The following is a 22970-nucleotide window of genomic DNA, read 5'->3' on the forward strand; positions in this document are numbered from 1 at the left end:
CCAAGTCATAAAAATAAATTTTAAACTAATATTTCTCATAAAATACCTTTAAAAAGTTTATATCTTTTTAAATTAAACGGAGGTAAGTATGGCAGTAAAAGAAATTTTGGAGAAAATCAAAACTCTTGATTTGAAAGATTTAAACATTCAAGAGCCTACCAGCATAGTTAAAGATCTAAAAGTGTCTGGAGATATTATAAATTTAAAGTTGGCTGTACCTGAACCTGTTAAGGAGCAGGTGAAGAGTCGTTTTGAAAACCTTATCAAAGAAACAAATCAAAACCTAAAGCCAAACATAGAATTTGTAGAAGGAGAACCCAAGAAAAACCCCTTTGAACAGCCTGTTTTCAGCAAAAGAAGTATAAAGGGTGTGAAAAGGATTATTCCTGTAGCAAGCGGTAAAGGTGGTGTTGGTAAATCTACGGTGGCAACGAACTTGGCTATGGCTTTAAGCAAGTTAGGTAGAAGTGTTGGGCTTTTAGATGCAGATATTTATGGTCCATCTGTGCCTACTATGCTTGGTACCAAAGGGGCAAGGCTAACCGCAAACGTGTTTAACAAGATAATACCTATAGAAAAATATGGCGTAAAGATGATATCTATGGGATTTTTGCTTCCTTCCGAAGACACCCCTGTAATATGGAGAGGTCCCATATTGATGCAGGCGTTAAATCAATTCTTGTTTGATGTAGATTGGGGGCCGTTAGATTATCTTATACTTGATTTGCCTCCTGGAACTGGCGATGTCCAGCTTAGTCTTGCGCAAAATACAGCTATAGATGGCGCGGTGGTGGTCACTACACCTCAGGATGTGGCTTTGGTGGATGTTAAAAAGGCGGTGTCTATGTTTAGAGAAGTAAATATACCTATACTTGGGGTTGTTGAAAATATGGCTTATTTTGTATGTCCAGAAACTGGAAAAGAGTACCGCATATTTGGAGAAAGCAAAGTGCCCCAATTTGTGCAAACTTACAATCTAAAGCTTTTAGGCTCGATACCTATAGAGCCAGATGTTACAAAGTATGCAGACGAAGGAATACCCATAGTAGAAGCCTCGCCGGAGTCTAGGACGGCCAAGGCTTTTATGGGAATAGCAAAAATAGTTGATTCTATATACCAAGGAGGTAAATAACATGTTTTTTAAGAAGGCAGGGGAAAAGACAGTTTACTTGGATCATATAGCTACTACCCCGGTGGCTCAGGAAGTTTTAGAGGCAATGTTGCCTTATTTTAGAGAGATTTTTGGAAACCCAACATCTTTACACAGTTTTGGTCAGCAGGCTAAAAAAGCCATAAACCACGCAAGAGAGCAGATAGCTTATTTTATAAATGCTAAAAGCCCTGAAGAAATAGTTTTTACATCTGGTGGCATAGAGGCCAACAACTTAGCGATAAAAGGGATAGCCAAATCTTACGAAAAAAAGGGTAAACACATTATCACCACACCAATAGAACATCATTCTATACTTCATCCTTGCAAAAATTTAGAGAAAGAAGGTTTTGAAGTTACATATCTTGAGGTGGATAAGTATGGATTTGTAAACCCAGAGCAGCTAGAACAGGCTATAAGACCAGATACCATACTAATCTCTATAGGACATTCAAATAGAGAAATAGGCACCATTCAGGATATAAAAAATCTTGTTTCTATCGCAAAAGCTAAAAACCCTAAGGTTGTATTCCACAGCGATATAGCTCCTTCTTGCGGTCATACTCCTATTGATGTGCAAGAGCTTGGTATAGATGCAGCTTCTTTTACAGCACATCTTATGTATGGACCAAAAGGCGTTGGTGCTCTTTGGACTAAGAAAGGCGTCAAGATAAAACCCCTCATAGAAGGCGGTGTTCAAGAGCGCGGTGTTAGAGCTGGTACTGAAAACGTGCCTGGTATAGTGGGCTTTGGAGCAGCTGCAGAGCTTGCTATGAAAGAGATGGACGATAGGGTAAAACGCCTTTCTTCCTACAGAGATAAAGTGAGAAAAGCCCTCGAAGAAAATCTTGACATGATAGAGTTTACAGGACATCCAACCCAAAGGCTTCCTCATCATCTATCTGTCATAGTTCATCTTATAGAAGGTGAGGCTATGCTTCTTAGATTGGATCTACAAGGTATAGAAACAGCTTCAGGTTCTGCCTGTGTATCTACAGCTTTAAAACAATCTCATGTTATAGCTGCCATAGGTATACCAAAAGAAGTATCAAACGGTTCTTTGGTGTTTAGCTTTGGAAGAGACAATACCGATGAAGATATAGATTATGTGGCAAGAGAGTTTCCCAAAGTCATCAAAAAGTTAAGGGAAATATCTCCTTTTGACAGGTCAAACTGGGATAACTACGTAAAATCTAAAAAATAATCTATCTTACAATCTTTTCTATGGGGCCTTTGCTGCCCCGTTTAAAAATGTTTTTTCAATGTCTTTATGATACTGATTAAGTATAAATTTTATTTATAGTGCTATAATATATAGTTAAGAGTGGTTGGATGATAGATATTGTTAAGCTTAAAACGTTTATAACCGTAGCGGATCTTGGAAGTTTCTCAAAATCTTCAGATGTGCTTTATGTCACTCAGCCAGCTATAACCCAACAGATAAAATCTTTGGAAAAAACCATTGGTTGTAAGCTTTTAAGAAGACAAGGGGGTAAAATAGTTTTAACAGAGGAAGGGGAAAGGCTTTACCAAAAAGCAAAACTTCTTTTAGAAAGCTACGACAACCTTGTAAAAGAGATGTCTCAGCTAAAAAAAGATATAAAAGATACGCTTTATATAGGTTCTAGCCCTACCTTTGGTGAGTATAGGTTGCCAAAACTTATAGTGGAGTTTCAGAAACTTTATCCGGGCATTACAGTAAAGCTCTACGTAGATACCTCTAAAAAGATCGAAGATAGTATAGTAAATGGACTAATAAACGTAGGTGTGGTTGATAAAGAAGCCGATTCTAAAATAAACAGCGTTGAACTTTTTAGAGACGAGCTGGTGCTTTGTGTGGGGAAAAATCACGAGCTTGCAAAAAAAGATATCATAGAACCAGAAGATCTTTATACTATAGACCTTGTAATGAGAGAGGCGTATTCTTGTACTAGGAAAACCGTAAAAGAAACGCTGGAAGCCATGGGTATAAATTTTGAGCTTTTAAACATAAAAATAGAAACAAACTCTATAAGATCTATTATGAATATCGTAAAATCTGGATACGGCGCTTCATTTTTCCCTAGAAACTCAATACAAAAAGATATTGAAGAAGGCGATCTTGTGCCTGTTAAGATTAGAAACTTCAGCGCTTACAAAGTTTTTAACGTAATATATTATACCGATTTTACAAAATCAGCCCTCGTGGATAAATTTATAAAATTTCTTCTTGCCAACAAAGAGGCTCTTGGAGAAGCTGTTGGATTTCAATCTTAAGGATAAAATAGACGCTGTTATATTTGATGTAGATGGCGTTTTGATAGACGTAAGACCTTCTTATCACAAAGCCATATACGAGACTTTTAAGCATTACACCGGTAAGGATTTGAAAGAAGAAGATTTTATATTTGTAAAAAAGAAAGCTGGTATAAACAACGACTGGGAAAGTAGTTCTGTTTTGATATTGATGGCGCTTGGATATATAACCAAAGAAGAAGCTTTACAGTACACCACAAATCAAACCTATATCCAGCAAAAGATTTTTAACAATCCTTACTTTGATTACAACGAGCTTGTAGATGTTTTTGAGGCTTTTTATAGAAAATTTAGAGAAAACGAAATACTTCTTTTGGATAAAAGCTTTTTAAAAGCTCTGAAAAAAAACTATAAAACTGGTATAGTGACCGGAAGACCTAAAGATGATTTGATATTTTCTTTGAAGCTTTTTGGTATTGAGGATATATTTGATTTTGTAGTGGATGACGATTACACAGATGATAAAACCAAGAGAAAACCAAGCAAAGAAGCTTTAAAGTATTGTGTAGATGCGATTTGTAAAAAAGGTGGAGTCTATATTGGAGATACTATAAGCGATATAATGATGACGAAGCATTACAACGACTCTTACAAGCCCTATGTGTATTATATACACTGCAATTTTTACAACGAAGAAAACACTACCTTGCCAAAAGAATATATCTATGCTACGGTAAAATTTCAAAAGGAGTTAGAAGATTTACTCTTATGATTTTAGTCCGTTTATATAGCTAAGTAAGACTTGGTAATGGTAGTTTATAAGTACAGTTTTCTCATGCGATATTTTTTTATCTTTTACCTTATCAGGGTGATATTCTTTCATCATTTTTCTATAGGCTTTTTTTAATCTGTCTTCATCAAGCTCTTCTAAGCCAAAAAACTTCATAGATTCTGATATCCGTTGTCTATCTGGGCTATATTTTTTACGTATTCGCTATATCTTCCTACCATTGGATTTGGTTCTAAATCATCTTCTCTTACCTTTATAACACCGTAAATCTCATCCACTATGATACCAATCTTTCTAAACCTTGTCTCCAATATTACTATCCTTTGAGATTCCCTAGTTTCGTTTAACCCAAGCGTCTCTTTCAAAGAGACTATAGCCATTATTTCACCGCGTATATTGATTACTCCTCTTATATGGCTTTTCGAAAAAGGTACTGGTACTATATCCCTCATTTTTGTTATTTCTATCACTTTTGTAAGGGGTATCCCCATAAGCTCACTCTCTAAGTAAATAGCCAAAAACTCCAATATATTCGCTTGAGCTTTCTTACCTCTTTGAGTAGCCGTTTGCGTTGGTACACTTTCAGCTTTTAATATATTTGCTATAAAATCCTCCTTCTATATTATATTAACTTCTGTCATATTTTTAAAAAAATTTTTTTAGATTTTTAGGACCGCATTTTCTAAAAACATTCTAACAGATGGTTCCTTTGAATTTAGGAACTCTTCTTTGGTACCTAAAAATTTTTGCTCTCCTTTGTCTAGCACCATTATTCTATCGCTAATACCAAGAGCACTTACCATATCGTGGGTTACTACGATGGACGTTATACCTAATCTAATTTTTAAATCCAATATAAGTTTGTCTATTATGCGGCTTGTAATTGGATCAAGTCCAGAGGTAGGTTCATCGTAGATGATAATCTCGGGGTCTGTGGCGAGGGCTCTTGCTAAACTTACTCTTTTTCTCATACCTCCAGAAAGCTCCGACGGCATAAGATAGAGTATAGACTCGTCTAGGTTTACCTCTTTTAGCTTTTCTATGGCTATTTTTATTATCTCGTCTTTGGGTTTGTTTGTATGCTCTAAATAGTAAAAGCCTACGTTTTCCCAAACCCTAAGGCTATCAAACAAAGCCCCTTCTTGAAAGACGTATCCCATCTTCATCCTTATTTTGTTTAGTTCATCTTTATTTAGGTTTACTATAGATTTACCTTCAATCTCTATGTCTCCTTCGGTGGGTTGCCAAAGTCCTATGATATGTTTTGTAATAGATGTCTTACCGCTACCGCTACCGCCTATTATGGTAAATACCTCTTTCTTATAAACATCAAAAGATATATTTTTTAGTATCGTCCTATTGTTTATTACCTTTGTAAGATTTCTTACTTTTATTGCGATATCCATCTACTCTATGTGAAGAAAGTCTATAGCTTGAAGGCATCTAATGACCACATTTTCAAAGTTTATATCTAGCACGTCCATAACGGCTTTTATTTGCTCTTCTTCTTTTAAGGCTTTAAAAGAGTCCGATTTTATGCCTTTTTCATGAAGAAGTATAGGTATAAAGTGTCTTCCAAGTACAAAAAAAAGATAGGAAAGCTGATTTTCGGATAGTTTCGGAAAGTTGTTGAAAACCCTCATAGTTTGATCTACACCCCAAATAGCCCATCTTCTTACCTCTTCGTCTTTTGTCCTTGACTCGATACCCCCTATTATAGCTGAGGCTATGGCGAGGGCTAATCTTTCGTCAGTGGACTGATTTAAAAAGTCCTGTTTGTAGTTTTGTATGTTTTTAGTGGCTTCTTTATATTTTTCGTACAAGTCTATATACTTTTGAAGGGGTTTTATAGGATCTTCAATGTATGCCACGCTTTTAACCCGGTGTTTCCGCTTTTTGATAATCTTTGCAATCTATTTGAGATACATCAATGTTTGGTAATTTCTCTTCGTATACGTTGTGAAAACCACATAAGCTGCAAACAATCTCCACAAGATAACCATTTCTTTTATGCCCTATATCGTTTTTGCATATGGGACACTCGCCTTCTTGTGCCCTTACGCAATCTTCTAGCTCTTCTTTCTTTAAACACTCCCATACTTTTTTAACGTTTTTTATAGCATGTTGAAGTTCTTTGCTGTTCCATTCTGCACCGCAATCAAGACATCTAAACTCTTTGTAATTTCCCTCGTCTATAAGCCTTATTATGTTTTTAGAGCCGCAATTGTTGTCAACGCATACAAGGCCTATTTGTTTTTTGCTTAAAAGCTCTAAAATATTTTTAAAATCTAAGTCGTAATGCTTTGGTATTTTGTCTTTTATAGTATAACCACAGCAAAGACAGTTAGCCTCTACCCTTGGGTAGGGCTCATCTAACTCGCAAACTTTTAGAGCTACATGATAACAATACGGGCAAACCTCTAAATGAGTTAAACATATCATACTAATATAATATCATGATTTGTTATAAAAACTATGCTTAATGTTTGAATGGTATGCTTATCCAAAGCTCTTCTGCAGAGTTGTCTTTTTTTAGCTCAACTTCTATGTTGTTTACATCAAACTGATAATATTTTGAGAAAACCGCTATAAGATCATCTCTTAAAGAATCTATAAAATTGGGCGCTAAACCTTTTCTTTCATAAGCAAGCACCATAGTAAGACGTTGCTTGGCAACATCTTTGCTTTTATTTTTGAAAAATATGTCTAATATACCCATTTTTACCTCCCGAAGAGTTTTGCCAGTAAACCCTTCTCTTTGTTGTAAAGGGTAAGAGGTACATTTTCACCGGTTATCCTTTTTGCTATATCCATTATTGCTTTTGAGGCATTGTATGATTCATCGAGCACTATAGGTTCACCTCTATTGGTAAAATCTACAAGCTTCTCTTCCTCTGGGACAACTCCGAGCACAGGCACTTTTAAAACCTCTACTATGTCTTCCATAGAAAGCATCTCACCCTTTTTAACCTGGTGCCATCTTATACGATTTATGACAATCTTATAATCGCTTTTGCCCATGCTTTCCATAAGGCCTATAGACCTATCTGCATCTCTTACCGATGATACTTCTGGGTTTACCACCACTATGGCGCTATCTGCTGGAGTTACCGCATTTTTAAATCCTTGTTCAATACCAGCCGGTGAGTCTATTATTATGTAGTTGAATTTTCCAGATTCTTTAAAATCTTCTATAAGCTTGTTCCATTTTACTGGGTCTATGGCGTCTTTATTCTTTGTTTGATTTGCCGGTAAAAGCCATAAAGGCAATCCTCTTTTATCTTTTACCAAGGCTTTTTCTGGGCTTACTCTTTGTTCTATTGCATCTAATACGTCATAAACTATACGATTTTCAAGCCCAAGTATCATGTCAAGATTCCTAAGGCCTATATCGGCATCTATTACTAGCACGCTTTTTCCTAATTTTGCCAAAGCGGTGCTTATGTTGGCAGTCATCGTAGTTTTGCCAACACCGCCTTTGCCGGATGTAATAACGATAACTTTTGTATCGCTCATCAAAAACCTCCTATAGGTTCTAATATTATTTTATTATCTATAACTTTTGCTATCTCAGCCTCTTGAGGTTCTTCTTCGTCTTCTCCTCTTATGGCTATATGATGTCCTATCCTTAGTTGTTGAGGCATCATCTTCTTTGCTACCACCACGGAGCTATCGTCTCCTATAGCTCCAGCATGAGCATAACCTCTTAAAGTTCCCATAACTACTATATTCCCTGCGGCTACAACTTCCGCACCTTCGTTTACATCACCTAGTATTAAAACATCCCCGCTATGCTCTACCGTTTGTCCTGAGCGAAGGTTTTTATTTACTATTAAAAGCCTAGATACGTTTGTGGGTTTTTGTGCGCTTACTGTTTGAACGCTCATTGTTTTTATGCTTTTAACATTTTTTTCTTCCAGCAGCTTTTCTATCTGTTTTAGAGTTTCTTTATCTATACTTTCATCTACTTCTATGAGAAAATAGCTGTTTGAGAATACGTTTGAGTTTATTTTTTCTACAAGCTCATTTATAAGGTTTTCTTTCGTGGTATCTTCCAAAGATAGCGTCAAACTCACAACAGGTAGCGTTATACCTTTTATCTTTATCATATTAATATGATATCATATTTGTATGAATTTGGAAAATCTTGCCAATATTTTTGATTCAATATCTGGAGCTTACGATAAGTTTGTGGGATTTATAAGTCTTGGCCAAAACAAAAAATGGCACAAAAGCATAGCCCACGAGTTAAAACCTGGCAACCTGCTGGATATTGGTACTGCTACTGGGGACGTTATTTTTAGGGCTTTTGAGCAAAATAAGATAAAAACTGCTTTTGGTATAGACTTGTCTATAAAGATGCTTAAAATAGCCAAACAAAAACTAAAAGGAAAACCCACTTATTTGTTTATAGCATCCGCTGAGCATATGCCTTTTAAAGATGGGGTTTTTGATAATATATCCATGTCTTTGGTTTTTAGACATATAATAGACAAAGATTCTATGTTAAAGGAAATAAACAGAGTTTTAAGAAAAGGCGGTAAGTTTATAGTGCTTGATACTACGAAGTTTATTGGTATGGATTTTTTTGCTAAAGGTTCAAAGACGTTTTTAAGACCTCTTGGTGTGGCTATATTTGGTAACAAAAATTGGGACTTTTTTATACACTCTTTGGAAAACAGCCTATCCACCGAAGAGATAAAAAACCTTTGCGAATCCTATGGTCTTAGACTCATAAACAAAAAGCTTTTTATCTTTGGTATGGTAGGATTGCTTGTGTTTGAAAAGCCTTAATTAAATATTTTTAGCAAGCGTTTACTATCTCTAAAAACGTGTTTGGATCTAAGCTTGCACCACCTACTAAAAGCCCATCTACGTTTGGAGCTTTTAAAAACTCTTTAGCATTTTGCGGATTTACGCTACCACCATACAAAACTCTTATATCTGTATCTTTTTTTGCTATATCTTTTAATATGTCTTTTATAAAGCTATGTATCTTTGAAGCATCCTCTGGATTTGCCGATTTGCCGGTGCCTATTGCCCAAACAGGCTCGTAAGCTATTTCTATATTCTCAAACCACTCTTCTAAACCAGCCAGTGCAAGCTTTAGCTGAGATTCTATAACGTTGAAAGTAAGCTGAGACTCCCTTTCTTCTAAGGTTTCCCCTACGCAAAGCATCACCTTTAGACCTTCTTCCAGTGAAGATATCACTTTTTTTCTTATTAACTCATCAGATTCTTTGAATATGTGCCTTCTTTCTGAATGTCCTATGAGTATATACTCTGCCCCGCAGGATTTTACCATCACCGGTGAGATTTCCCCAGTGAAAGCCCCTTTCTTTTCATAGTATACGTTTTGAGCTCCTACTTTTATATTTGATTTTTCTAAAAGCTTAGAAACCTCGCATACATATAAGCATGGAGGGTATATAAGCACATCTTTTTTTTCAAAATCTATATTTTTCTTCAAAAGTTCATTTATATAAGATATGGCTTCCTCATAGGTCTTATGCATCTTCCAATTGGCAGCTATAATCTTTTTCATAAAGTTATTATACCATGTGTTAGTGTTTAATATATTAGTATATTAACAAGCCTCTTGCGAGGCCACTTTTGCTTTCAAAGTACATGCATCTCAATAAGCCTTTCAGGCCACTACTCTGTTTCTCCCTTCTCTCTTTGCTTTGTAAAGGGCCTCGTCTACTCGTTTTAAAATGGTTTCTTTTGTATCTTCTTGGTTTAGCGAAGTGACGCCAAAGGAACATGTTATACTAAAACCTTCTTCAAAAAGAAAATTTTCTATTTCTTTTCTTAGTTTTTCAGCCAAGGCTTTTGCATCCTCCAAAGCTGTCTCCGGGGCTATTATAACAAACTCCTCACCGCCGTATCTTGCCAATATGTCTGTGGCTCTTATGTTTGATAAGACTATATTTGCTATAGTTTTTAACACTTTGTCTCCTACATCGTGTCCATATAAGTCATTTATGTGTTTGAAAAAATCTATGTCAAACATAATAACGCTTAAAGGTCTGTTGTATCTTTTGGCAAGGGTTAGATACTCTTCTAGTTTATCTTCTAAACACCTTCTGTTGCATATTCCAGTTAGGCCGTCTTTTATAGATAGCTCTTCGAAATATTTTATAATCATTGATTCTTCTGTGATATCTTGAAGTATACAAAGTATCAGTGTTTCATGGTTTTGGCTTATTCGGTTCATGTTTAGTTTTAGCACGATATTTTTATCTTGTTTCATAATAATATCGTTTATAGTAAAAATCCCGCTCTCGTCTGCTGTAATTTTCCTTAAATATCTCTTCATTAGTTCTTTTTTATCATCATCAAATATAAGAAAATCCTCGCAGGTTTTTATATCTTGATTTTCTATCATATTGTCAAAATATTTATTTTTATATATAATTTCTATCTCTAGATTTTCTAAATTTTTTAGTTTAAATATAAAAGCCCCAAAGTTTGCTCTATCTAATATATTTTCTAATGTTTTTTTCTCACGTGTTAGTATATCCCTTAGTTGCTTTTCCTGTGTGGTATCTACAAAGCTAAATATAGCGATATCTTTACCGCTTAAATCTTTTGTTAGGGTTAAAGAACCCTTTACGTATACAAGATGCTTGTTTTTGTTTATCAGATTAAAATCTTGTAAAAGTATTGATCTTTTGTTTGTGAAGGCTTCTATAAGATCTTTCGTGTGTATTGAAGAAAATATATCAAATATGCTTATTTCTTTTATCGTATCTTCTTCATATCCTAAGAGCTCAAGAAAGTATCTGTTTGTGTAATAAATATTGTCTATATCAAATACCATCACACCTATTTGAGTATTCTCTACTATGTTTTTAAGAAGTTCATTCCTATAGTTTAACTCTTTTCTAAGATTTATGTTTTTTAATGCGTTTTCTATCTTTTCTTTAAGCTGTGTGATGAAAAGCCCATAATCTTCAAAGTAGCCTTTAATATTCGAACATATGCAAAGGGCTCCGTAACGCTTACCATCTTTTAATATGGGTATTGCAAAGGATGAGAGGACCCCTCTTTCTAAAAGCTTTTCTTTTACAAACTCATCTTTTATATCTTCTGTATTTTCATGGTAAACAGGGATTTTAAGATAAAAAGCCTCAAATATGGGAAAATTTTCTTCTTTATCTTTTATGTTTTGAATACAGCTTTCTGATGACGAACTTATTTTGGTTTTGCCTTCTTTGTTTATTATAAAACATACATCTTTTGATATATCCTCTTTTTCTAAAAATCTAAAAAGATTTTCTATAAATTCTTCTTCTGTGTCAGAGATGTTGCTAAGGCGCTCTATCTCTTTTAAGATTTCTAAAAATTTTTTAGCCCTTTCTTCTTTCGTCGTGTCGTATATTATAGAAAGTAGATATTCTTTACCTTCTACAACAACAGGGGATGAGTAAACTTCCACATCTCTTATCTCTCCAGATTTTAATCTGTGTTTGAACCTAAACCTGTTTATCTCTTTGTTTTTGGCTTTTGATGCGAGTTCTTTTATTTCTTTTTCGCCTAAAGTGTTTATATCCCAACTTTTCAAAGTAGTTATTTCTTCTTTTGTGTATCCATAAAAATCAAGAGCGGCCTGATTGGCGTTTGCTATGCTGTAAGTATCTGGATCTACCAAAAGTATTGGTATACTATGGCCCTCTAAAAGTGTTTTGTAAAACTCCCTTTCAAATTTCAAGCTGTATATTGATATAGCAGTTACTATTAAGATATTTAGATATCTCATGTGCCAGTATATACCGTATAGATTTTCTGTGTCTTTTTCTTTTATAAGCTTATAAAAGTATTGAGCGGTATAATGAAGTCTCTCGTGAGCTTTATGAACATCTTTTTTAACATCTTCTGGCATTGCTGAGTTTTCTATTTCCTTGTAGACTGGGCAAGATTTTGTATCCAATATTATGGAAGGGGTTTCGTTTAATTCAACATAATCTTTTGTTATAGCGTCTTTAAATTGTGCACTTGGTTTTAAAAGCTCTGGTAATATATCCTCAGTATACAAAGTAGATTCCAACGTTTCTGAATATTCTATACACCTTATACCGTAAGCTCTTGATATATTTTTTTCAAGAATTTTAAAGAAAGAGTATATCTTATCGTAAGCTTCCTCTGTAAATTCGTGGCTTTTGAAGTATTCTTTTATAAAGCTATTTTTTATATTCTCTATATTGTGTTTTATATAAGTTATATGAGTTGTATCGTAAGCTTCATAACCTATCTTTTTTATGCTTTCTTCATCTATAATCCCTGTATCTAGGTAATCATCTATCAATTTTTTTATACTTTCTTTGTATATACAATCAGAAGTTTCCATAGGTATATAATTATATCAAAACAAAAAACGATTTATGAGGTATATTATAATGGTTTATAGTTGCAGGAACTTTTCAATACTATACGATATTATCGTATAAAAATCTACAAAAATATACGACGCCATCGTAAAGATTTTACAAAATAGTTTTTTGGCTTGACTACCTCCTTGATTGAAGATAAATTAATAGAGTTAGAATATTTGGAAAGGAGAGTTTTTATGATTTTAGAAGCAATAGATGTAAAAGAGCTTTTACAGGAAAAGGCCGGTTATATACTATCGTTTTTGATGGGAAACGGCGGAGAATACGGAGAGATTTTCTTTGAAGACTCTTCAAACACACGTATTGTTTTTGAAAACAACAAAGTAGATAAGATAGAACATGGGTCTGATGTGGGTGTAGGTCTTAGGCTTATAAAGAATCACAAGGTATATTACGGATACTCTACGGAGTTTGATATAGACTCTTTGGTGGAGCTTGCCAAAACCATAGCAAACACGTCTTCTCAAGGTCCTATAAAGGTTGGAAAAGCCTACGCTAAAGCTTATATGCCTATAGGTATAGATCCAGAACAAATAGAGCTTTCAAAGAAAATAGAGATTTTAAACAGAGCTAATGATGCTGCTAGGTCTTTTGGAGAATATGTAAAACAAGTGAGTGCAGTTTTGATGGACAAAAAAAGACAAATAATGATAATAAACTCTTTAGGAGAGCATGTAGAAGACATCCAGACAAGAACAGTCTTCTACACGGAAGTTGTGTCTTACAAAGATGGCATCCTTCAAAGGGGATACGAATCTATGGGTGGCAACGTAGGTTTTGAGCTTTTTGAAAGAAAATCTCCTGAGGAAATAGCAAGTGTAGCTGCAAGAAGGGCTATCATGCTTTTGGATGCAAAACCAGCACCAGCGGGTAGTTTTACCATAGTGATGTCTTCAGAAGCAGGCGGGACGATGGTACACGAAGCAGTGGGTCATGGGCTTGAGGCAGATTTGGTACAGCAAGGCCAATCTGTTTATAAAGATAGGATAGGTCAAAAAGTGGCTTCTTCGCTGGTGAGTGTCATTGATGATGCTACGATTCCAGGCATGAACGGCTCTTTTAACTTTGACGATGAAGGGGTTGAGGCTCAAAGGAAAGTTCTTATAGAGGATGGTTATCTGGTGGGCTATATGTACGATAGGCTAAGGGCTATGAAAGACGGTGTAAAATCCACCGGCAACGGAAGGCGTCAAAGCTATGCCCATCCTCCGGTGGTGCGTATGACAAATACCTTTATTAAAAGCGGTAAAACAAATCCAGAAGATATAATAAAAGACACCAAAAAGGGTATTTTGGTAAAGAAAATGGGCGGTGGACAAGTAAACACCATCACTGGAGATTTTGTATTTGATGTAATGGAAGGCTATATTATAGAAAATGGCCAAATTACATATCCCATAAGAGGAGCAACACTCATAGGAAACGGCCCTAAGGCTTTGGAAGATATAGATGCCGTAGGTTACGACGAGGGTTTTGCCATAGGCACCTGCGGTAAAGATGGTCAAGGGGTACCAGTTTCAGATGCCCAGCCCACTGTGAGGATAAAATCTATGACCCTTGGTGGATGCGAGGTTTGCAGTGGATAAAATAATAGATATAAAAAAACAAGAGCTAAACCTAAAACTATCCGAGCTAAACAGAATAAAAGACGAAATAAACACCTTAGAAACCGAGAAAAAAGATATAGAGAAAGCTATGAACCTTTTAAATAAAGATGTTTCTTCTTACGATGAATATATATCAAACTTAGTGGCTTATCAAAAGCTGTATGTAAGATTAAAAGCTATAGAAAAAACGCTTGATGAGTTAAGACTGTTAGAGGAGGCTTTGGCTGAGGAGGCAAAAGATATTGTTAGAGATATTAAAGCTATGGAGATCATAAAACACAATAGACAGATTGAGTATATAAAGAAAGAACTATACCAAGAGGAGATGAACGCTAGTTTTTTCTACAACCTAAAACATTTTTACATAGTTTTGATAGCCTTGTTTTTGGCTTTTAGTATGAAAAGCTTTGGAGCACCGGCTTTGTATCAAAACGCCAAAACTCAAGTGGAACAAAATATTAACTCCGATGAACAAAACCTAAACCTTCTTTTAGACCAAAAACTTCAGAAGTTAGAAAAAGAAAAGAAAGAACTTCAAGCCCTTATAAAACAACAAGAAGAACTTCAAAAGCTTCAAAAGAAAAAGCAAGAAGAGGCTAAAAAGAAAAAACAACAAGAAGAACAAGAAATACAAAAGTATGTAAAAGTAGTAGCCGCTGCTGATAGTGACCAAGCGGGAGCTATGCTAAACGATGTAGACCCTGAGATAGCGGCTAAGATTCTTGTTATGCTACCTTCTAGAAAAGCTGGAGATATACTTTCAGCGATGGATCCTAAAAAAGCTGCCCTTGTTACTGATTATATTATGACACACAAAAAAGAACTAAACGCCATGAAAAAAGAGATTATGAATGCCAACAATCAAGCTCAAAATCAGAATGCATCTTCTCCTTCTTCCAGTCAATCTCCAAACCAAAACCAACCCCAAAATTCTCCACCACCTCCACCGGGATAAGATATGAAAACGTTAGATAAAGCCAACGAAAAACTCATAGAAGATATTTTAAACAAATACAAAGAGCATGAGGACATTATAAACAAAGCTATAGATTTTATATATCAAAAGCATGAAAACCAAACAAGAAAATCTGGAGAACCCTATGTGAACCATCCTATAGCTGTAGCTAGTATATTAGCTTCCATAGGGATGGATTATCATAGTATTGTAGCTGGGCTTTTACACGACGTAGTAGAAGATACCGATACCACCGTTGAGGAGATAAAAAGGGAGTTTGGCCCTCAGATCGCAAGCCTAGTGGATGGCCTTACCAAGATAGACAAGTATAAGTTTTCTTCAAAAGAACATGCAAAGGCTGAAAACTATAGGAAAATGCTTTTTGCTATGTCAAAGGATGTAAGGGTCATAGTCATAAAGTTAGCGGATAGACTACACAATATGAGAACCCTTGATTACATGCCAAGACACAAACAACTTGAAATAGCCAATGAGACCATAGACATATACGCTCCGATAGCTCATAGACTTGGCATATGGAGCATAAAGAAAGAGCTAGAAGACCTTTACTTAAAATATACGCATCCTGAAGAGTACGAAAAAATAAAAGATTTTGTCCAAAAAATAAGTGCAGAATCAGAGGTTTATCTAAAAAAATACTTCATACCTAAATTGGTAGAAGCCATAAACGATTTTTTCAAAGATAAAAAACCAAACTACACCATACAATATAGACAAAAACATATATACAGCATATATCAAAAGCTAAAACGAAAAAATCTAAGCTTGGAGGATTTACAGGATATTCTTGGTATAAGGGTAATAGTAGAGGATGTGGCAGAGTGTTATACTGTTTTGGGCATAGTTCATAGCATTTTTAGGCCTATACCCGGAAGCTTTGATGATTACATATCACTTCCAAAACCAAACATGTACCAATCTCTTCATACTGCCGTGGAAGGTCCAAAAAAAAGAGTTGTGGAGGTACAGATAAGGACTTACGAAATGCACGAAAGAGCTGAAAAGGGTATAGCAGCTCACTGGGCTTACAAAGAAAATTCCTCTACAAAAGACAACTCCATATTTGCATGGTTAAGAGAGGTGTTAAACAGCATAAAAACCAAAAACGCCAATGAGCTCATAGAAGCTGTTAAAGATGAGCTTTTCGAAGATGAGGTATTTGTATTTACTCCAAAAGATGACGTTGTAGTGCTTCCAAAAGGTGCAACGGTGCTTGATTTTGCATACTACATACATACAGATATAGGAAACCACTGTCAAAGAGCTATAGTAAACAACAAGATAGTGCCTCTTTCTTATGTGCTTCAAAGCGGTGATAGGGTAGAGATTATAACAAACCCCTCTCAAAGCCCAAAAATAGAATGGCTTAAGATTGTAACCACAAAAAAAGCAAAAACTCGTATTAGGCTTTTCTTAAAAGCAAAAGAAAAAGAAATGGCTATAGAAGAGGGTCACAAAACCCTTTTAAAGCTTTCAGAGAAACTAAGTGTAAGCTTCGAAGATATGATAAAAAAACTCAGTTTGCATTTTGATATAAACGAGCAAGATCTTTTTGCAAATGTGGGTTTTGGTAAAATCCCAATAAACAGGATAATAAAGCTATTTTCCAAAGAAAAAGAGCAAAAACATATAAAAGATGAGGGCAAAGAGGGGTCTTTGAAGCTTGAGAGTGTATCAAACGTGCTTTTTGGTGTAGCGAAATGCTGTATGCCAATTCCAGGAGATCCGGTGATGGGGGTTATATCAAAAAACGCCGGTATTGTTATACATCATGAGAAATGCCCAAACCTTCAATACGCCATTAGAAACATCCCTCAAAAGGTGGTAAAAATAGACTGGAAAAATCAAGACAAACTATACACCACGAGGGTAAGAGTAATAGCTTCAGATAGGCCAGGCATACTTTCAGAAGTGTCTTCTGCTTTTACAAAATCAAACATAAACATAGTAGAAGCTTCCACAAAAACCAACAACCTAAACATAGCAAACATGGATTTTAAAGTGCAATTAAGAAACACAAAAGACTTAAAGAGAGCTTTTGACGAGATAAAATCTATAAAAGGTGTAGAATCTGTAAAAAGGGTGTTTGGATGAACTCTTTAGAAGTTTCTAAAAGCTTAGGTTTGATACACGAGGGAAAACCTTTTTTGATAAAAGATGTATTTTTTGATTCAAGGGAGCCTGTAAAAGATGCTTTGTTTGTAGCTATAAAAGGAGAAAAAACCGATGGACATCTTTATATAAAAAACCTTCTTAATGAAAATATAGCAGGGTTTTTGGTAAGAGAAGATTTTGACTGTAAAGAGATACTAGCAAAAGGTAAATCTTGTCTAAAAGCCAAAGATACGATAAAGGCTTTGCAGGATATAGCCTCTTTGAAAAGGATTAGTCTTAAAGCAAATGTTGTAGCGATAGCTGGTTCTGCTGGTAAGACCACTACAAAAGAGCTTATAGCTCATGTATTACCTGGTAAAGTGCATAAAACTTACAAAAATTTTAACTCTCAAATAGGGCTTCCAAAGGTAGTTATAACAGCTGATAATGATATAGATTATCTTGTGTTGGAGATGGGAGCTACCGCATTAGAAGATGTAAAAAAGCTTACAAATATTGCAAAACAACATGTTGGGGTTATATCTTCTATAGGAGAAGAGCACCTTGAGAGTTTTGGCTCTATTGAAAACGTGGTAAAAGGAAACTTTGAAGTGTTTGACTCTCCGAATCTTTTGTCTGGGGTCTATCCTAAGGCGTTTCATAGCTTTTATAAAAAAGAATATGGGCTTAGTTTTTGTAGATTTAGAGATGATGCTGATATAAGAGTAAAAAATGTCTATATAGACGAAGAAGGTACACATTTTGAGATAATGGGAATCAGGCTTACTATACCAGTGCTTAGCATAGGTATAGCAGAGAGTGCGGCAGCAGCGGTTGGTGTTCTTGCATCTTTTGGTATAGATTGGAAGGAGTTAAAAGATAGGTTTGAGAGTTTTAAAGGTGTGCAAGGAAGGATGCAACTTATAAAAAAAGGACCTTTTAGAATAATAGACGATACTTACAACGCAAATCCTGTTTCTGTAAGAAATGCCATTCTTACTATAGATAGTTTTAAAGATTTTAATAAGATAATAGTTTTGGGAGATATGCTTGAGATGGGAGAGTATTCAAAGGCTCTTCACGAGAAGGTAGGGGCTATGCTGAAGTCTTCTCATATTAACAATGTGTATCTTTATGGAAGCGATATGAAATACGCTTACGATGTTTTAAAACTTTCCAACAAAGAAGTTTTTTACTTTGATAATCAAGAGGAGCTGTCTTTTCATCTTGTTAAAAGCCTAAAACAAAAAACCGATACCAATACAATGATTTTGGTAAAAGGCTCTAGAGGCATGAAGATGGAAAACGTTGTGGATAGGCTTGTAAATGGTTTATAATATATATTGCTTTTTATAAGTATTATATATAATAGATATTTGGAGGTTTATATGGAAGATTTAGGAAAAGACGAAGTGGTGGTAGGAAGGTATATAGTAAAAACACAAAAGTACTACTATTCAAAAGATCACGTATGGGTTTTGGTAAAAGGAAGCGTAGCTAAAATAGGTCTGACAGATTACGCGCAATTTCAAGTGGATACCGTAGAAGAGATAAAGCTTCCAAGCGTAGGAGATTACTTTGAACCACAAGATGTAATTTGCAGGATAGAAGGTCTTAAAGGAATGTTTGAGGTGTTGTCCCCTATTACTGGCACTGTAGAAAACACAAACTCTTACTTAGAAGACAACCCTAGTATAGTAAACGAAGATCCCTATGAAGAAGGTTGGATTGTGGAGATTAGAATGTCAGATCCCCTTGAAGTAGAAGACCTTATGTCTTCAGAGGAGTATATAGAATATTTGGAAGAGCTAATAAGAGAAGAATCTGGTTCAGTAGGTATAATACACTCACCAGATATATTAGAAGAAGAGCCCTTAGAAGAAATACCAGAAGATGAGCTTGGTTATGAGGAAGAGCATTGATTTACTTTATCTTAAATAAATCTTCGTTGTTTTTTTCATTGTAAAAGCTCAATACCTTTATGTATAAAACGCCTTTTTGCGGCATATAAACGTAAAAGGAATCTGGAGTTAGATTTCTTGTTAATTTTAGAATTACGTAGGATACATCTTTTACAATTTTTGATTTTGGTATAAAGAGTATCTCATAATAGCCATTCTGATAAGAGGTAAGTATAGGTCTAAATACGCTAGTTATATCTTTGTTTAATATGCTTATACCTTTTATCTCTTCGCTTTTACCTTTTATATAGTAAGTGTAGTTTGAGCTTTTGTTGTAGAGTATGGTGCTTTTACCGTTGTATAGTATAACAAACTTGTTGGGCTTTTCATATGTAAGTTTTATTTTAAAAGGTGGTTTGTTTTCAATATACGCTTCACCATAAGATACAATAGGCTTAGTGTAGCCTATTGGGTAAAACTTTTGTTGAAAGCCTATTTTTATAAGCTCCATATGTTTTATATTATTTAAAAACTTATCTACTACCTCGCCAAAAGCTAAAGATGTCATCAAAATAATCACTAAAATATATTTAAAGCGCATGAAACCTCCTTAAAAATCCTGACAATATTTCAAACCAAGAGCAAAGCTCTTCAAACCTAACACTTTCTATGTTGTCATACTTTGTATTTGATACAATGCAAGGATAAGAACCAAGCATGAGGGTTTTTACATCTTTATTTTTAAAAGGAGCATGCAAAAAAGACATTGTTTTTGTCTTTAGGAAAAATATGTTTTGATTTATGCTTTTTGCGTATTTATAAAATTTTTCGCTCATATAAAGAGAATTATCCCCGTGGGCGTCTTCATAAAAACAACTTTTGTTTGTCCAACCCATATTAAAAACAGATATTGCATAATAAACGTGTTTTAGATTTTTGCTAATATGCTTTTGTATACTTTCAAAGTTGTAGCTATCTTCTTCTGTAAAAAAGAACCTAAATTTAAAATCGCTGTTGTAATGTTTACAAAAGGATTGTGCGATACCAAGTGTCAAAGCTATTGATGAAGCACTGTATATAGATCCGTAACTGTCATCTTTTGAACTTATTGAGGTAATAACATATACAATAGGACCTCTTCCTATATCAAAAGATATATTTTCTATCTCTATCTGTTCTTCTTTTATGGGTTCTAAGGTTATGTATGTTAACTCTTCTATATATTCTAAGTCTTTGTAGCCAATAGAAAACACCGGCATGTTGAAGTTGAAAACCCTTTGATAAAAGTTTGTGTCTATGGTTGTTAGGCTAAATATAACGGCTTTTGGTTTTATGTCGTTTATTTTGTCTTTATAAAGTTCTATATCTACTATATCTTTAATTAGCAAAATTGGAATATAATCTTGAAGGGTGTTTATATATTTTAACTTTTCTATTTCAACAATAAAAATTTTACCCTCTACATGCTCTTTGAATTCGTTTAATATATTTAGTTTTACTAGTTTTTTAGCTTTTAGAAAAAAATGTGTAGGTGTGGTTTTAGATCTATGCTCTTCTATGCTTAATGGTAGATTGTTTTTTATGGCAAACTCTTTTACAAGATCTTTCGTATAGGTTGATCCTAAGGAATTTACAGGTCTTGGGTATTTTGATACCTCTTGGCAAACCTCCTTTAAAAATTTATGTGTCATATACTGGAGTAAGCCAGTGCCTATATCTTTCTATATTTCCTCTTACCGCATCAAAGTATAGTTTTTGAAGCTTTTGAGTTATGGGACCTATACCTCCATCTCCTATTGGTCTATTGTCTATAGCTATTACTGGGGTTATTTCTGCTGCTGTGCCCGTTAGAAACACCTCATCAGCCATATAAAGCTCGCTTCTGGCTATAGATCTTTCTTCTACCTCTAAAAATAGTTCGTTTTTCGCAAGCTTTATGACGGCTCTTCTTGTGATACCCTCTAATATGCCTTCGCTAAAAGATGGTGTGATAAGCTTTTTGCCTCTTATTATAAATATATTTTCACCAGAGCCTTCAGCTATATTTCCTTGTTCGTTTAAAAGTATAGCCTCATCATATCCAGACATCAAAGCTTCTGTTTTGGCTAAAGCGCTATTTACATAAGCCCCAGCCACTTTCCAACGAGAAGGTATAGAGTTGTCTGAGTTTCTCTTCCAAGAAGATACTTTTGCATGAATACCTTTTGAAGTGTCTAAGTATCTACCGAATTTATACGTATATATAGCTATTTCTGGCGTAAAATCTTTTAGTTTTGGTGTTAGAGCCAAATCTTTAAAATATACAAACGGTCTTATGTAAGTATCTTCCCTTATTTCGCTTTTTCTCAAAATTTCTTTTGTAATTTCTGTTAGTTCTTCCGGGGTTTTGTTTATGTTCATAAACATGGCTTTTGCGTTTTTCAAAAGCCTAAGATAATGTTCGTTGGAAAAAAGTATGTAAAGCTGTTTGTGTTCTTCGTTGTAATATGTTCTTATGCCTTCAAAAACAAGTGTACCGTAGTGTATAGAGTTGGTTTTGATGTTTATGTTGGCTTGTTCTACTGGTATTATGTTTCCTTCAAAATAAGCGTATTCCATTTAACCACCTCTTAAAAAATAAAATAAAAATGCCGAAGGTGGGACTTGAACCCACATGCCCTTGCGGGCGGGGGATTTTGAGTCCCCTGTGTCTGCCATTCCACCACTTCGGCTAGTTATTATAATATCATATAAAAGGCTTTTAAGTCAATGACTTCTTCAAATCATATACACCAAATCCTCAAAGCTTTTTAGGACAAAATCTGGCTTTGTTTCTTTCAATTTTACATAGCCCCAGCTTGCCAATGCGCTTTTGCAATTTGATTTTTTTGCACTCTCTATATCTACATACGTATCTCCTATTACTATTGACTTTTCTGGAGCGATGTTTAATTTATCTAAAGTTTTTATTATGGGTATAGGAGAAGGTTTTCTTTCATTGTAGGTTTCTGGACCTACTATATATTCAAAATAATGTTCTATGTTTAGAGCTTTTAATATTATATTGCTAAGTTCTAAAGGTTTGTTTGATACTATGACCATTTTCTTATTTTTTGATTTTAAAAGCTTTAAAACCTCTAATGCACCATCAAACAATTTGGTATGTTTTACAGGTTCTTGGGCATAGTAGGATTTAAATATTTCTACAGCTTTTTCCAAGTGAGATTCGCTTGGTAAGATTCCTTTAAAAAGTTCCCTTGCCCCTGAGCCTATGTGTTTTCTTATTTCTTCTTTTGATTTTTCCTCAAATCCTAAATCTCTTAGTGTTTTGTTGGCAGCGTTTGCTATGTCTTCCAAAGAATCTATCAAAGTGCCGTCCAAATCAAATATGTATCCTTCAAAGCGCATCAAAGCTCCTCCTTGTACCAAAAAGATATCGCCGTGTCCCCGTAAACTCTTTTGTCTTTCGAGCCAAAATCAAGTTTTGAACTGTGCTCTAGTATAAAAAGCCCACCTTCTGACAAAACATTTTTTACCAAAAAAAGAAGCTTATCGTAATCTTGAAATTTGTAAGGAGGATCTGCAAATACAATATCAAATTGCTCTTTTGAGCTTTTTAAAAACGATAAAACGTCTCTTTTAACAAACTTTACATCTTTGGTTTTTACGTTTTTATTAGATATATCTACCGCTGTTGGTATGGCACCTCGCTTTTTTGCTTCCAAAGATATTGTGGCGCTTCCAGCAAAAAGCTCTAAAAACATGAGCCCCTCTATATCTCCAATTATGTTGAATATAGCTAATTTCACCATTGAAGACGTGGGCCTATAAGACATTTAATTATT

Annotated in this window: 25 protein-coding genes and 1 tRNA gene; 10 read left to right on the forward strand and 16 right to left on the reverse strand. The window is 34.7% G+C overall.

Going from position 1 to position 22970, the window contains the following annotated elements; translation table 11 throughout:
- The first annotated feature begins 88 nt into the window (after positions 1 to 88).
- The 4 genes from HYD3684_RS06700 (at position 89) to HYD3684_RS06715 (ending at position 4157) form a co-directional block, all read left to right on the forward strand.
- Positions 89 to 1132 carry an Mrp/NBP35 family ATP-binding protein gene (locus HYD3684_RS06700; protein WP_015419908.1) on the forward strand — a complete coding sequence of 348 codons (1044 nt, stop codon included), beginning with the start codon at positions 89 to 91 and terminating at the stop codon, positions 1130 to 1132.
- A gap of 1 nt (position 1133) precedes the next feature.
- Positions 1134 to 2354, forward strand: a complete 1221-nt coding sequence (locus HYD3684_RS06705; RefSeq protein ID WP_015419909.1) for a cysteine desulfurase family protein — start codon at positions 1134 to 1136, stop codon at positions 2352 to 2354.
- A 128-nt stretch (positions 2355 to 2482) separates the two neighbouring features.
- Positions 2483 to 3406 (forward strand): LysR family transcriptional regulator, encoded by a 924-nt coding sequence (locus HYD3684_RS06710; RefSeq protein WP_015419910.1) that lies wholly within the window; start codon positions 2483 to 2485, stop codon positions 3404 to 3406.
- Positions 3390 to 4157: an HAD family hydrolase gene (locus HYD3684_RS06715; protein WP_015419911.1), complete on the forward strand. Its 768-nt coding sequence runs from the start codon at positions 3390 to 3392 to the stop codon at positions 4155 to 4157. Before HYD3684_RS06710 ends, HYD3684_RS06715 begins: the two co-directional genes overlap by 17 nt.
- On the opposite strand, the gene HYD3684_RS06720 is transcribed toward HYD3684_RS06715, so the two are convergent.
- The 8 genes from HYD3684_RS06720 to minC form a co-directional block, all read right to left on the reverse strand.
- Positions 4152 to 4331 (reverse strand): DnaJ domain-containing protein, encoded by a 180-nt coding sequence (locus HYD3684_RS06720; protein ID WP_015419912.1) that lies wholly within the window; start codon positions 4329 to 4331, stop codon positions 4152 to 4154. The genes HYD3684_RS06715 and HYD3684_RS06720 overlap by 6 nt on opposite strands.
- Entirely contained in the window at positions 4328 to 4693 is a 366-nt protein-coding gene (locus HYD3684_RS06725; protein ID WP_237698593.1) for a chemotaxis protein CheW, read from the reverse strand. Before HYD3684_RS06725 ends, HYD3684_RS06720 begins: the two co-directional genes overlap by 4 nt.
- A 141-nt stretch (positions 4694 to 4834) precedes the next feature.
- Positions 4835 to 5581 carry an ATP-binding cassette domain-containing protein gene (locus HYD3684_RS06730; protein WP_015419914.1) on the reverse strand — a complete coding sequence of 249 codons (747 nt, stop codon included), beginning with the start codon at positions 5579 to 5581 and terminating at the stop codon, positions 4835 to 4837.
- Positions 5582 to 6046, reverse strand: coding sequence for a hypothetical protein (locus HYD3684_RS06735; protein ID WP_012514391.1), 465 nt, complete (start codon positions 6044 to 6046; stop codon positions 5582 to 5584).
- A 4-nt stretch (positions 6047 to 6050) separates the two neighbouring features.
- On the reverse strand, positions 6051 to 6617 hold the full coding sequence (locus tag HYD3684_RS06740; RefSeq protein WP_015419915.1) for a hypothetical protein: 567 nt from the start codon (positions 6615 to 6617) through the stop codon (positions 6051 to 6053).
- 37 nt (positions 6618 to 6654) lie between these two features.
- Positions 6655 to 6894 carry a cell division topological specificity factor MinE gene (minE, locus tag HYD3684_RS06745; protein ID WP_012514393.1) on the reverse strand — a complete coding sequence of 80 codons (240 nt, stop codon included), beginning with the start codon at positions 6892 to 6894 and terminating at the stop codon, positions 6655 to 6657.
- Positions 6895 to 6896: 2 nt separating this feature from the next.
- Positions 6897 to 7691, reverse strand: a complete 795-nt coding sequence (gene minD, locus HYD3684_RS06750) for a septum site-determining protein MinD (protein WP_015419916.1) — start codon at positions 7689 to 7691, stop codon at positions 6897 to 6899.
- Positions 7691 to 8284 carry a septum site-determining protein MinC gene (gene minC, locus HYD3684_RS06755; RefSeq protein ID WP_015419917.1) on the reverse strand — a complete coding sequence of 198 codons (594 nt, stop codon included), beginning with the start codon at positions 8282 to 8284 and terminating at the stop codon, positions 7691 to 7693. The genes minD and minC overlap by 1 nt, the downstream gene beginning before the upstream one ends.
- Positions 8285 to 8306: 22 nt before the next feature.
- Between minC and HYD3684_RS06760 the strand changes: the two genes are divergently transcribed.
- Positions 8307 to 8969, forward strand: coding sequence for a class I SAM-dependent methyltransferase (locus HYD3684_RS06760; protein ID WP_015419918.1), 663 nt, complete (start codon positions 8307 to 8309; stop codon positions 8967 to 8969).
- 10 nt (positions 8970 to 8979) lie between these two features.
- Here HYD3684_RS06760 and tpiA read toward each other — a convergent pair whose 3' ends face one another.
- Together tpiA and HYD3684_RS06770 are read right to left on the reverse strand one after the other, a co-directional pair.
- Positions 8980 to 9720: a triose-phosphate isomerase gene (gene tpiA / locus HYD3684_RS06765; protein ID WP_015419919.1), complete on the reverse strand. Its 741-nt coding sequence runs from the start codon at positions 9718 to 9720 to the stop codon at positions 8980 to 8982.
- A 102-nt stretch (positions 9721 to 9822) separates the two neighbouring features.
- A complete protein-coding gene (locus HYD3684_RS06770; RefSeq protein WP_015419920.1) occupies positions 9823 to 12525 on the reverse strand; it encodes a diguanylate cyclase in 2703 nt (900 codons plus the stop codon).
- 219 nt (positions 12526 to 12744) lie between these two features.
- Here HYD3684_RS06770 and HYD3684_RS06775 point away from each other — a divergent pair, with 219 nt between their 5' ends.
- From HYD3684_RS06775 to HYD3684_RS06795, 5 genes are read left to right on the forward strand one after another with little or no spacing between them, the layout of a single operon-like run.
- Positions 12745 to 14154 (forward strand): TldD/PmbA family protein, encoded by a 1410-nt coding sequence (locus HYD3684_RS06775; RefSeq protein ID WP_015419921.1) that lies wholly within the window; start codon positions 12745 to 12747, stop codon positions 14152 to 14154.
- A complete protein-coding gene (locus tag HYD3684_RS06780) occupies positions 14147 to 15130 on the forward strand; it encodes a hypothetical protein (RefSeq protein WP_041112964.1) in 984 nt (327 codons plus the stop codon). Before HYD3684_RS06775 ends, HYD3684_RS06780 begins: the two co-directional genes overlap by 8 nt.
- Positions 15131 to 15133: 3 nt before the next feature.
- Positions 15134 to 17245 (forward strand): bifunctional (p)ppGpp synthetase/guanosine-3',5'-bis(diphosphate) 3'-pyrophosphohydrolase, encoded by a 2112-nt coding sequence (locus tag HYD3684_RS06785; RefSeq protein WP_015419923.1) that lies wholly within the window; start codon positions 15134 to 15136, stop codon positions 17243 to 17245.
- Positions 17242 to 18582, forward strand: coding sequence for a UDP-N-acetylmuramoyl-tripeptide--D-alanyl-D-alanine ligase (murF, locus tag HYD3684_RS06790; RefSeq protein ID WP_015419924.1), 1341 nt, complete (start codon positions 17242 to 17244; stop codon positions 18580 to 18582). The genes HYD3684_RS06785 and murF overlap by 4 nt, the downstream gene beginning before the upstream one ends.
- A gap of 51 nt (positions 18583 to 18633) precedes the next feature.
- Positions 18634 to 19167: a glycine cleavage system protein H gene (locus HYD3684_RS06795; RefSeq protein WP_015419925.1), complete on the forward strand. Its 534-nt coding sequence runs from the start codon at positions 18634 to 18636 to the stop codon at positions 19165 to 19167.
- Between the two features lies 1 nt (position 19168).
- Here the strand turns inward: HYD3684_RS06795 and HYD3684_RS06800 are convergent, their stop codons facing one another.
- The 6 genes from HYD3684_RS06800 to HYD3684_RS06825 all read right to left on the reverse strand — a co-directional run bounded on the left by HYD3684_RS06800 (position 19169) and on the right by HYD3684_RS06825 (position 22961).
- Positions 19169 to 19747, reverse strand: coding sequence for an outer membrane lipoprotein carrier protein LolA (locus tag HYD3684_RS06800; protein WP_015419926.1), 579 nt, complete (start codon positions 19745 to 19747; stop codon positions 19169 to 19171).
- Positions 19737 to 20837, reverse strand: coding sequence for a hypothetical protein (locus HYD3684_RS06805; RefSeq protein ID WP_015419927.1), 1101 nt, complete (start codon positions 20835 to 20837; stop codon positions 19737 to 19739). The genes HYD3684_RS06800 and HYD3684_RS06805 overlap by 11 nt, the downstream gene beginning before the upstream one ends.
- The gene (locus HYD3684_RS06810; RefSeq protein WP_015419928.1) at positions 20827 to 21744 is read right to left on the reverse strand and encodes a branched-chain amino acid transaminase; all 918 of its coding nucleotides are present in this window, start codon (positions 21742 to 21744) and stop codon (positions 20827 to 20829) included. The genes HYD3684_RS06805 and HYD3684_RS06810 overlap by 11 nt, the downstream gene beginning before the upstream one ends.
- A gap of 30 nt (positions 21745 to 21774) precedes the next feature.
- Positions 21775 to 21857 (reverse strand) — tRNA-Leu (locus tag HYD3684_RS06815).
- 46 nt (positions 21858 to 21903) lie between these two features.
- On the reverse strand, positions 21904 to 22533 hold the full coding sequence (locus HYD3684_RS06820) for an HAD-IA family hydrolase (protein WP_015419929.1): 630 nt from the start codon (positions 22531 to 22533) through the stop codon (positions 21904 to 21906).
- Positions 22533 to 22961, reverse strand: a complete 429-nt coding sequence (locus HYD3684_RS06825) for an RsmD family RNA methyltransferase (RefSeq protein WP_012514409.1) — start codon at positions 22959 to 22961, stop codon at positions 22533 to 22535. Before HYD3684_RS06825 ends, HYD3684_RS06820 begins: the two co-directional genes overlap by 1 nt.
- Positions 22962 to 22970 lie beyond the last annotated feature (9 nt).

This window comes from Hydrogenobaculum sp. 3684 (genome assembly GCF_000213785.1).
Lineage (GTDB): Bacteria > Aquificota > Aquificia > Aquificales > Aquificaceae > Hydrogenobaculum.

Excerpts from the sequence above, each read along its gene's own strand:
- HYD3684_RS06700 (WP_015419908.1), top strand. The coding sequence starts at position 89 with ATGGCAGTAAAAGAAATTTTGGAGAAAATCAAAACTCTTGATTTGAAA.
- HYD3684_RS06705 (WP_015419909.1), top strand. The coding sequence starts at position 1,134 with ATGTTTTTTAAGAAGGCAGGGGAAAAGACAGTTTACTTGGATCATATA.
- HYD3684_RS06710 (WP_015419910.1), top strand. The coding sequence starts at position 2,483 with ATGATAGATATTGTTAAGCTTAAAACGTTTATAACCGTAGCGGATCTT.
- HYD3684_RS06720 (WP_015419912.1), bottom strand. The coding sequence starts at position 4,331 with ATGAAGTTTTTTGGCTTAGAAGAGCTTGATGAAGACAGATTAAAAAAA.
- HYD3684_RS06730 (WP_015419914.1), bottom strand. The coding sequence starts at position 5,581 with ATGGATATCGCAATAAAAGTAAGAAATCTTACAAAGGTAATAAACAAT.
- HYD3684_RS06740 (WP_015419915.1), bottom strand. The coding sequence starts at position 6,617 with ATGATATGTTTAACTCATTTAGAGGTTTGCCCGTATTGTTATCATGTA.
- minE (WP_012514393.1), bottom strand. The coding sequence starts at position 6,894 with ATGGGTATATTAGACATATTTTTCAAAAATAAAAGCAAAGATGTTGCC.
- minD (WP_015419916.1), bottom strand. The coding sequence starts at position 7,691 with ATGAGCGATACAAAAGTTATCGTTATTACATCCGGCAAAGGCGGTGTT.
- minC (WP_015419917.1), bottom strand. The coding sequence starts at position 8,284 with ATGATAAAGATAAAAGGTATAACGCTACCTGTTGTGAGTTTGACGCTA.
- HYD3684_RS06760 (WP_015419918.1), top strand. The coding sequence starts at position 8,307 with ATGAATTTGGAAAATCTTGCCAATATTTTTGATTCAATATCTGGAGCT.
- tpiA (WP_015419919.1), bottom strand. The coding sequence starts at position 9,720 with ATGAAAAAGATTATAGCTGCCAATTGGAAGATGCATAAGACCTATGAG.
- HYD3684_RS06770 (WP_015419920.1), bottom strand. The coding sequence starts at position 12,525 with ATGGAAACTTCTGATTGTATATACAAAGAAAGTATAAAAAAATTGATA.
- HYD3684_RS06775 (WP_015419921.1), top strand. The coding sequence starts at position 12,745 with ATGATTTTAGAAGCAATAGATGTAAAAGAGCTTTTACAGGAAAAGGCC.
- HYD3684_RS06785 (WP_015419923.1), top strand. The coding sequence starts at position 15,134 with ATGAAAACGTTAGATAAAGCCAACGAAAAACTCATAGAAGATATTTTA.
- murF (WP_015419924.1), top strand. The coding sequence starts at position 17,242 with ATGAACTCTTTAGAAGTTTCTAAAAGCTTAGGTTTGATACACGAGGGA.
- HYD3684_RS06795 (WP_015419925.1), top strand. The coding sequence starts at position 18,634 with ATGGAAGATTTAGGAAAAGACGAAGTGGTGGTAGGAAGGTATATAGTA.
- HYD3684_RS06800 (WP_015419926.1), bottom strand. The coding sequence starts at position 19,747 with ATGCGCTTTAAATATATTTTAGTGATTATTTTGATGACATCTTTAGCT.
- HYD3684_RS06805 (WP_015419927.1), bottom strand. The coding sequence starts at position 20,837 with ATGACACATAAATTTTTAAAGGAGGTTTGCCAAGAGGTATCAAAATAC.
- HYD3684_RS06810 (WP_015419928.1), bottom strand. The coding sequence starts at position 21,744 with ATGGAATACGCTTATTTTGAAGGAAACATAATACCAGTAGAACAAGCC.
- HYD3684_RS06820 (WP_015419929.1), bottom strand. The coding sequence starts at position 22,533 with ATGCGCTTTGAAGGATACATATTTGATTTGGACGGCACTTTGATAGAT.
- HYD3684_RS06825 (WP_012514409.1), bottom strand. The coding sequence starts at position 22,961 with ATGTCTTATAGGCCCACGTCTTCAATGGTGAAATTAGCTATATTCAAC.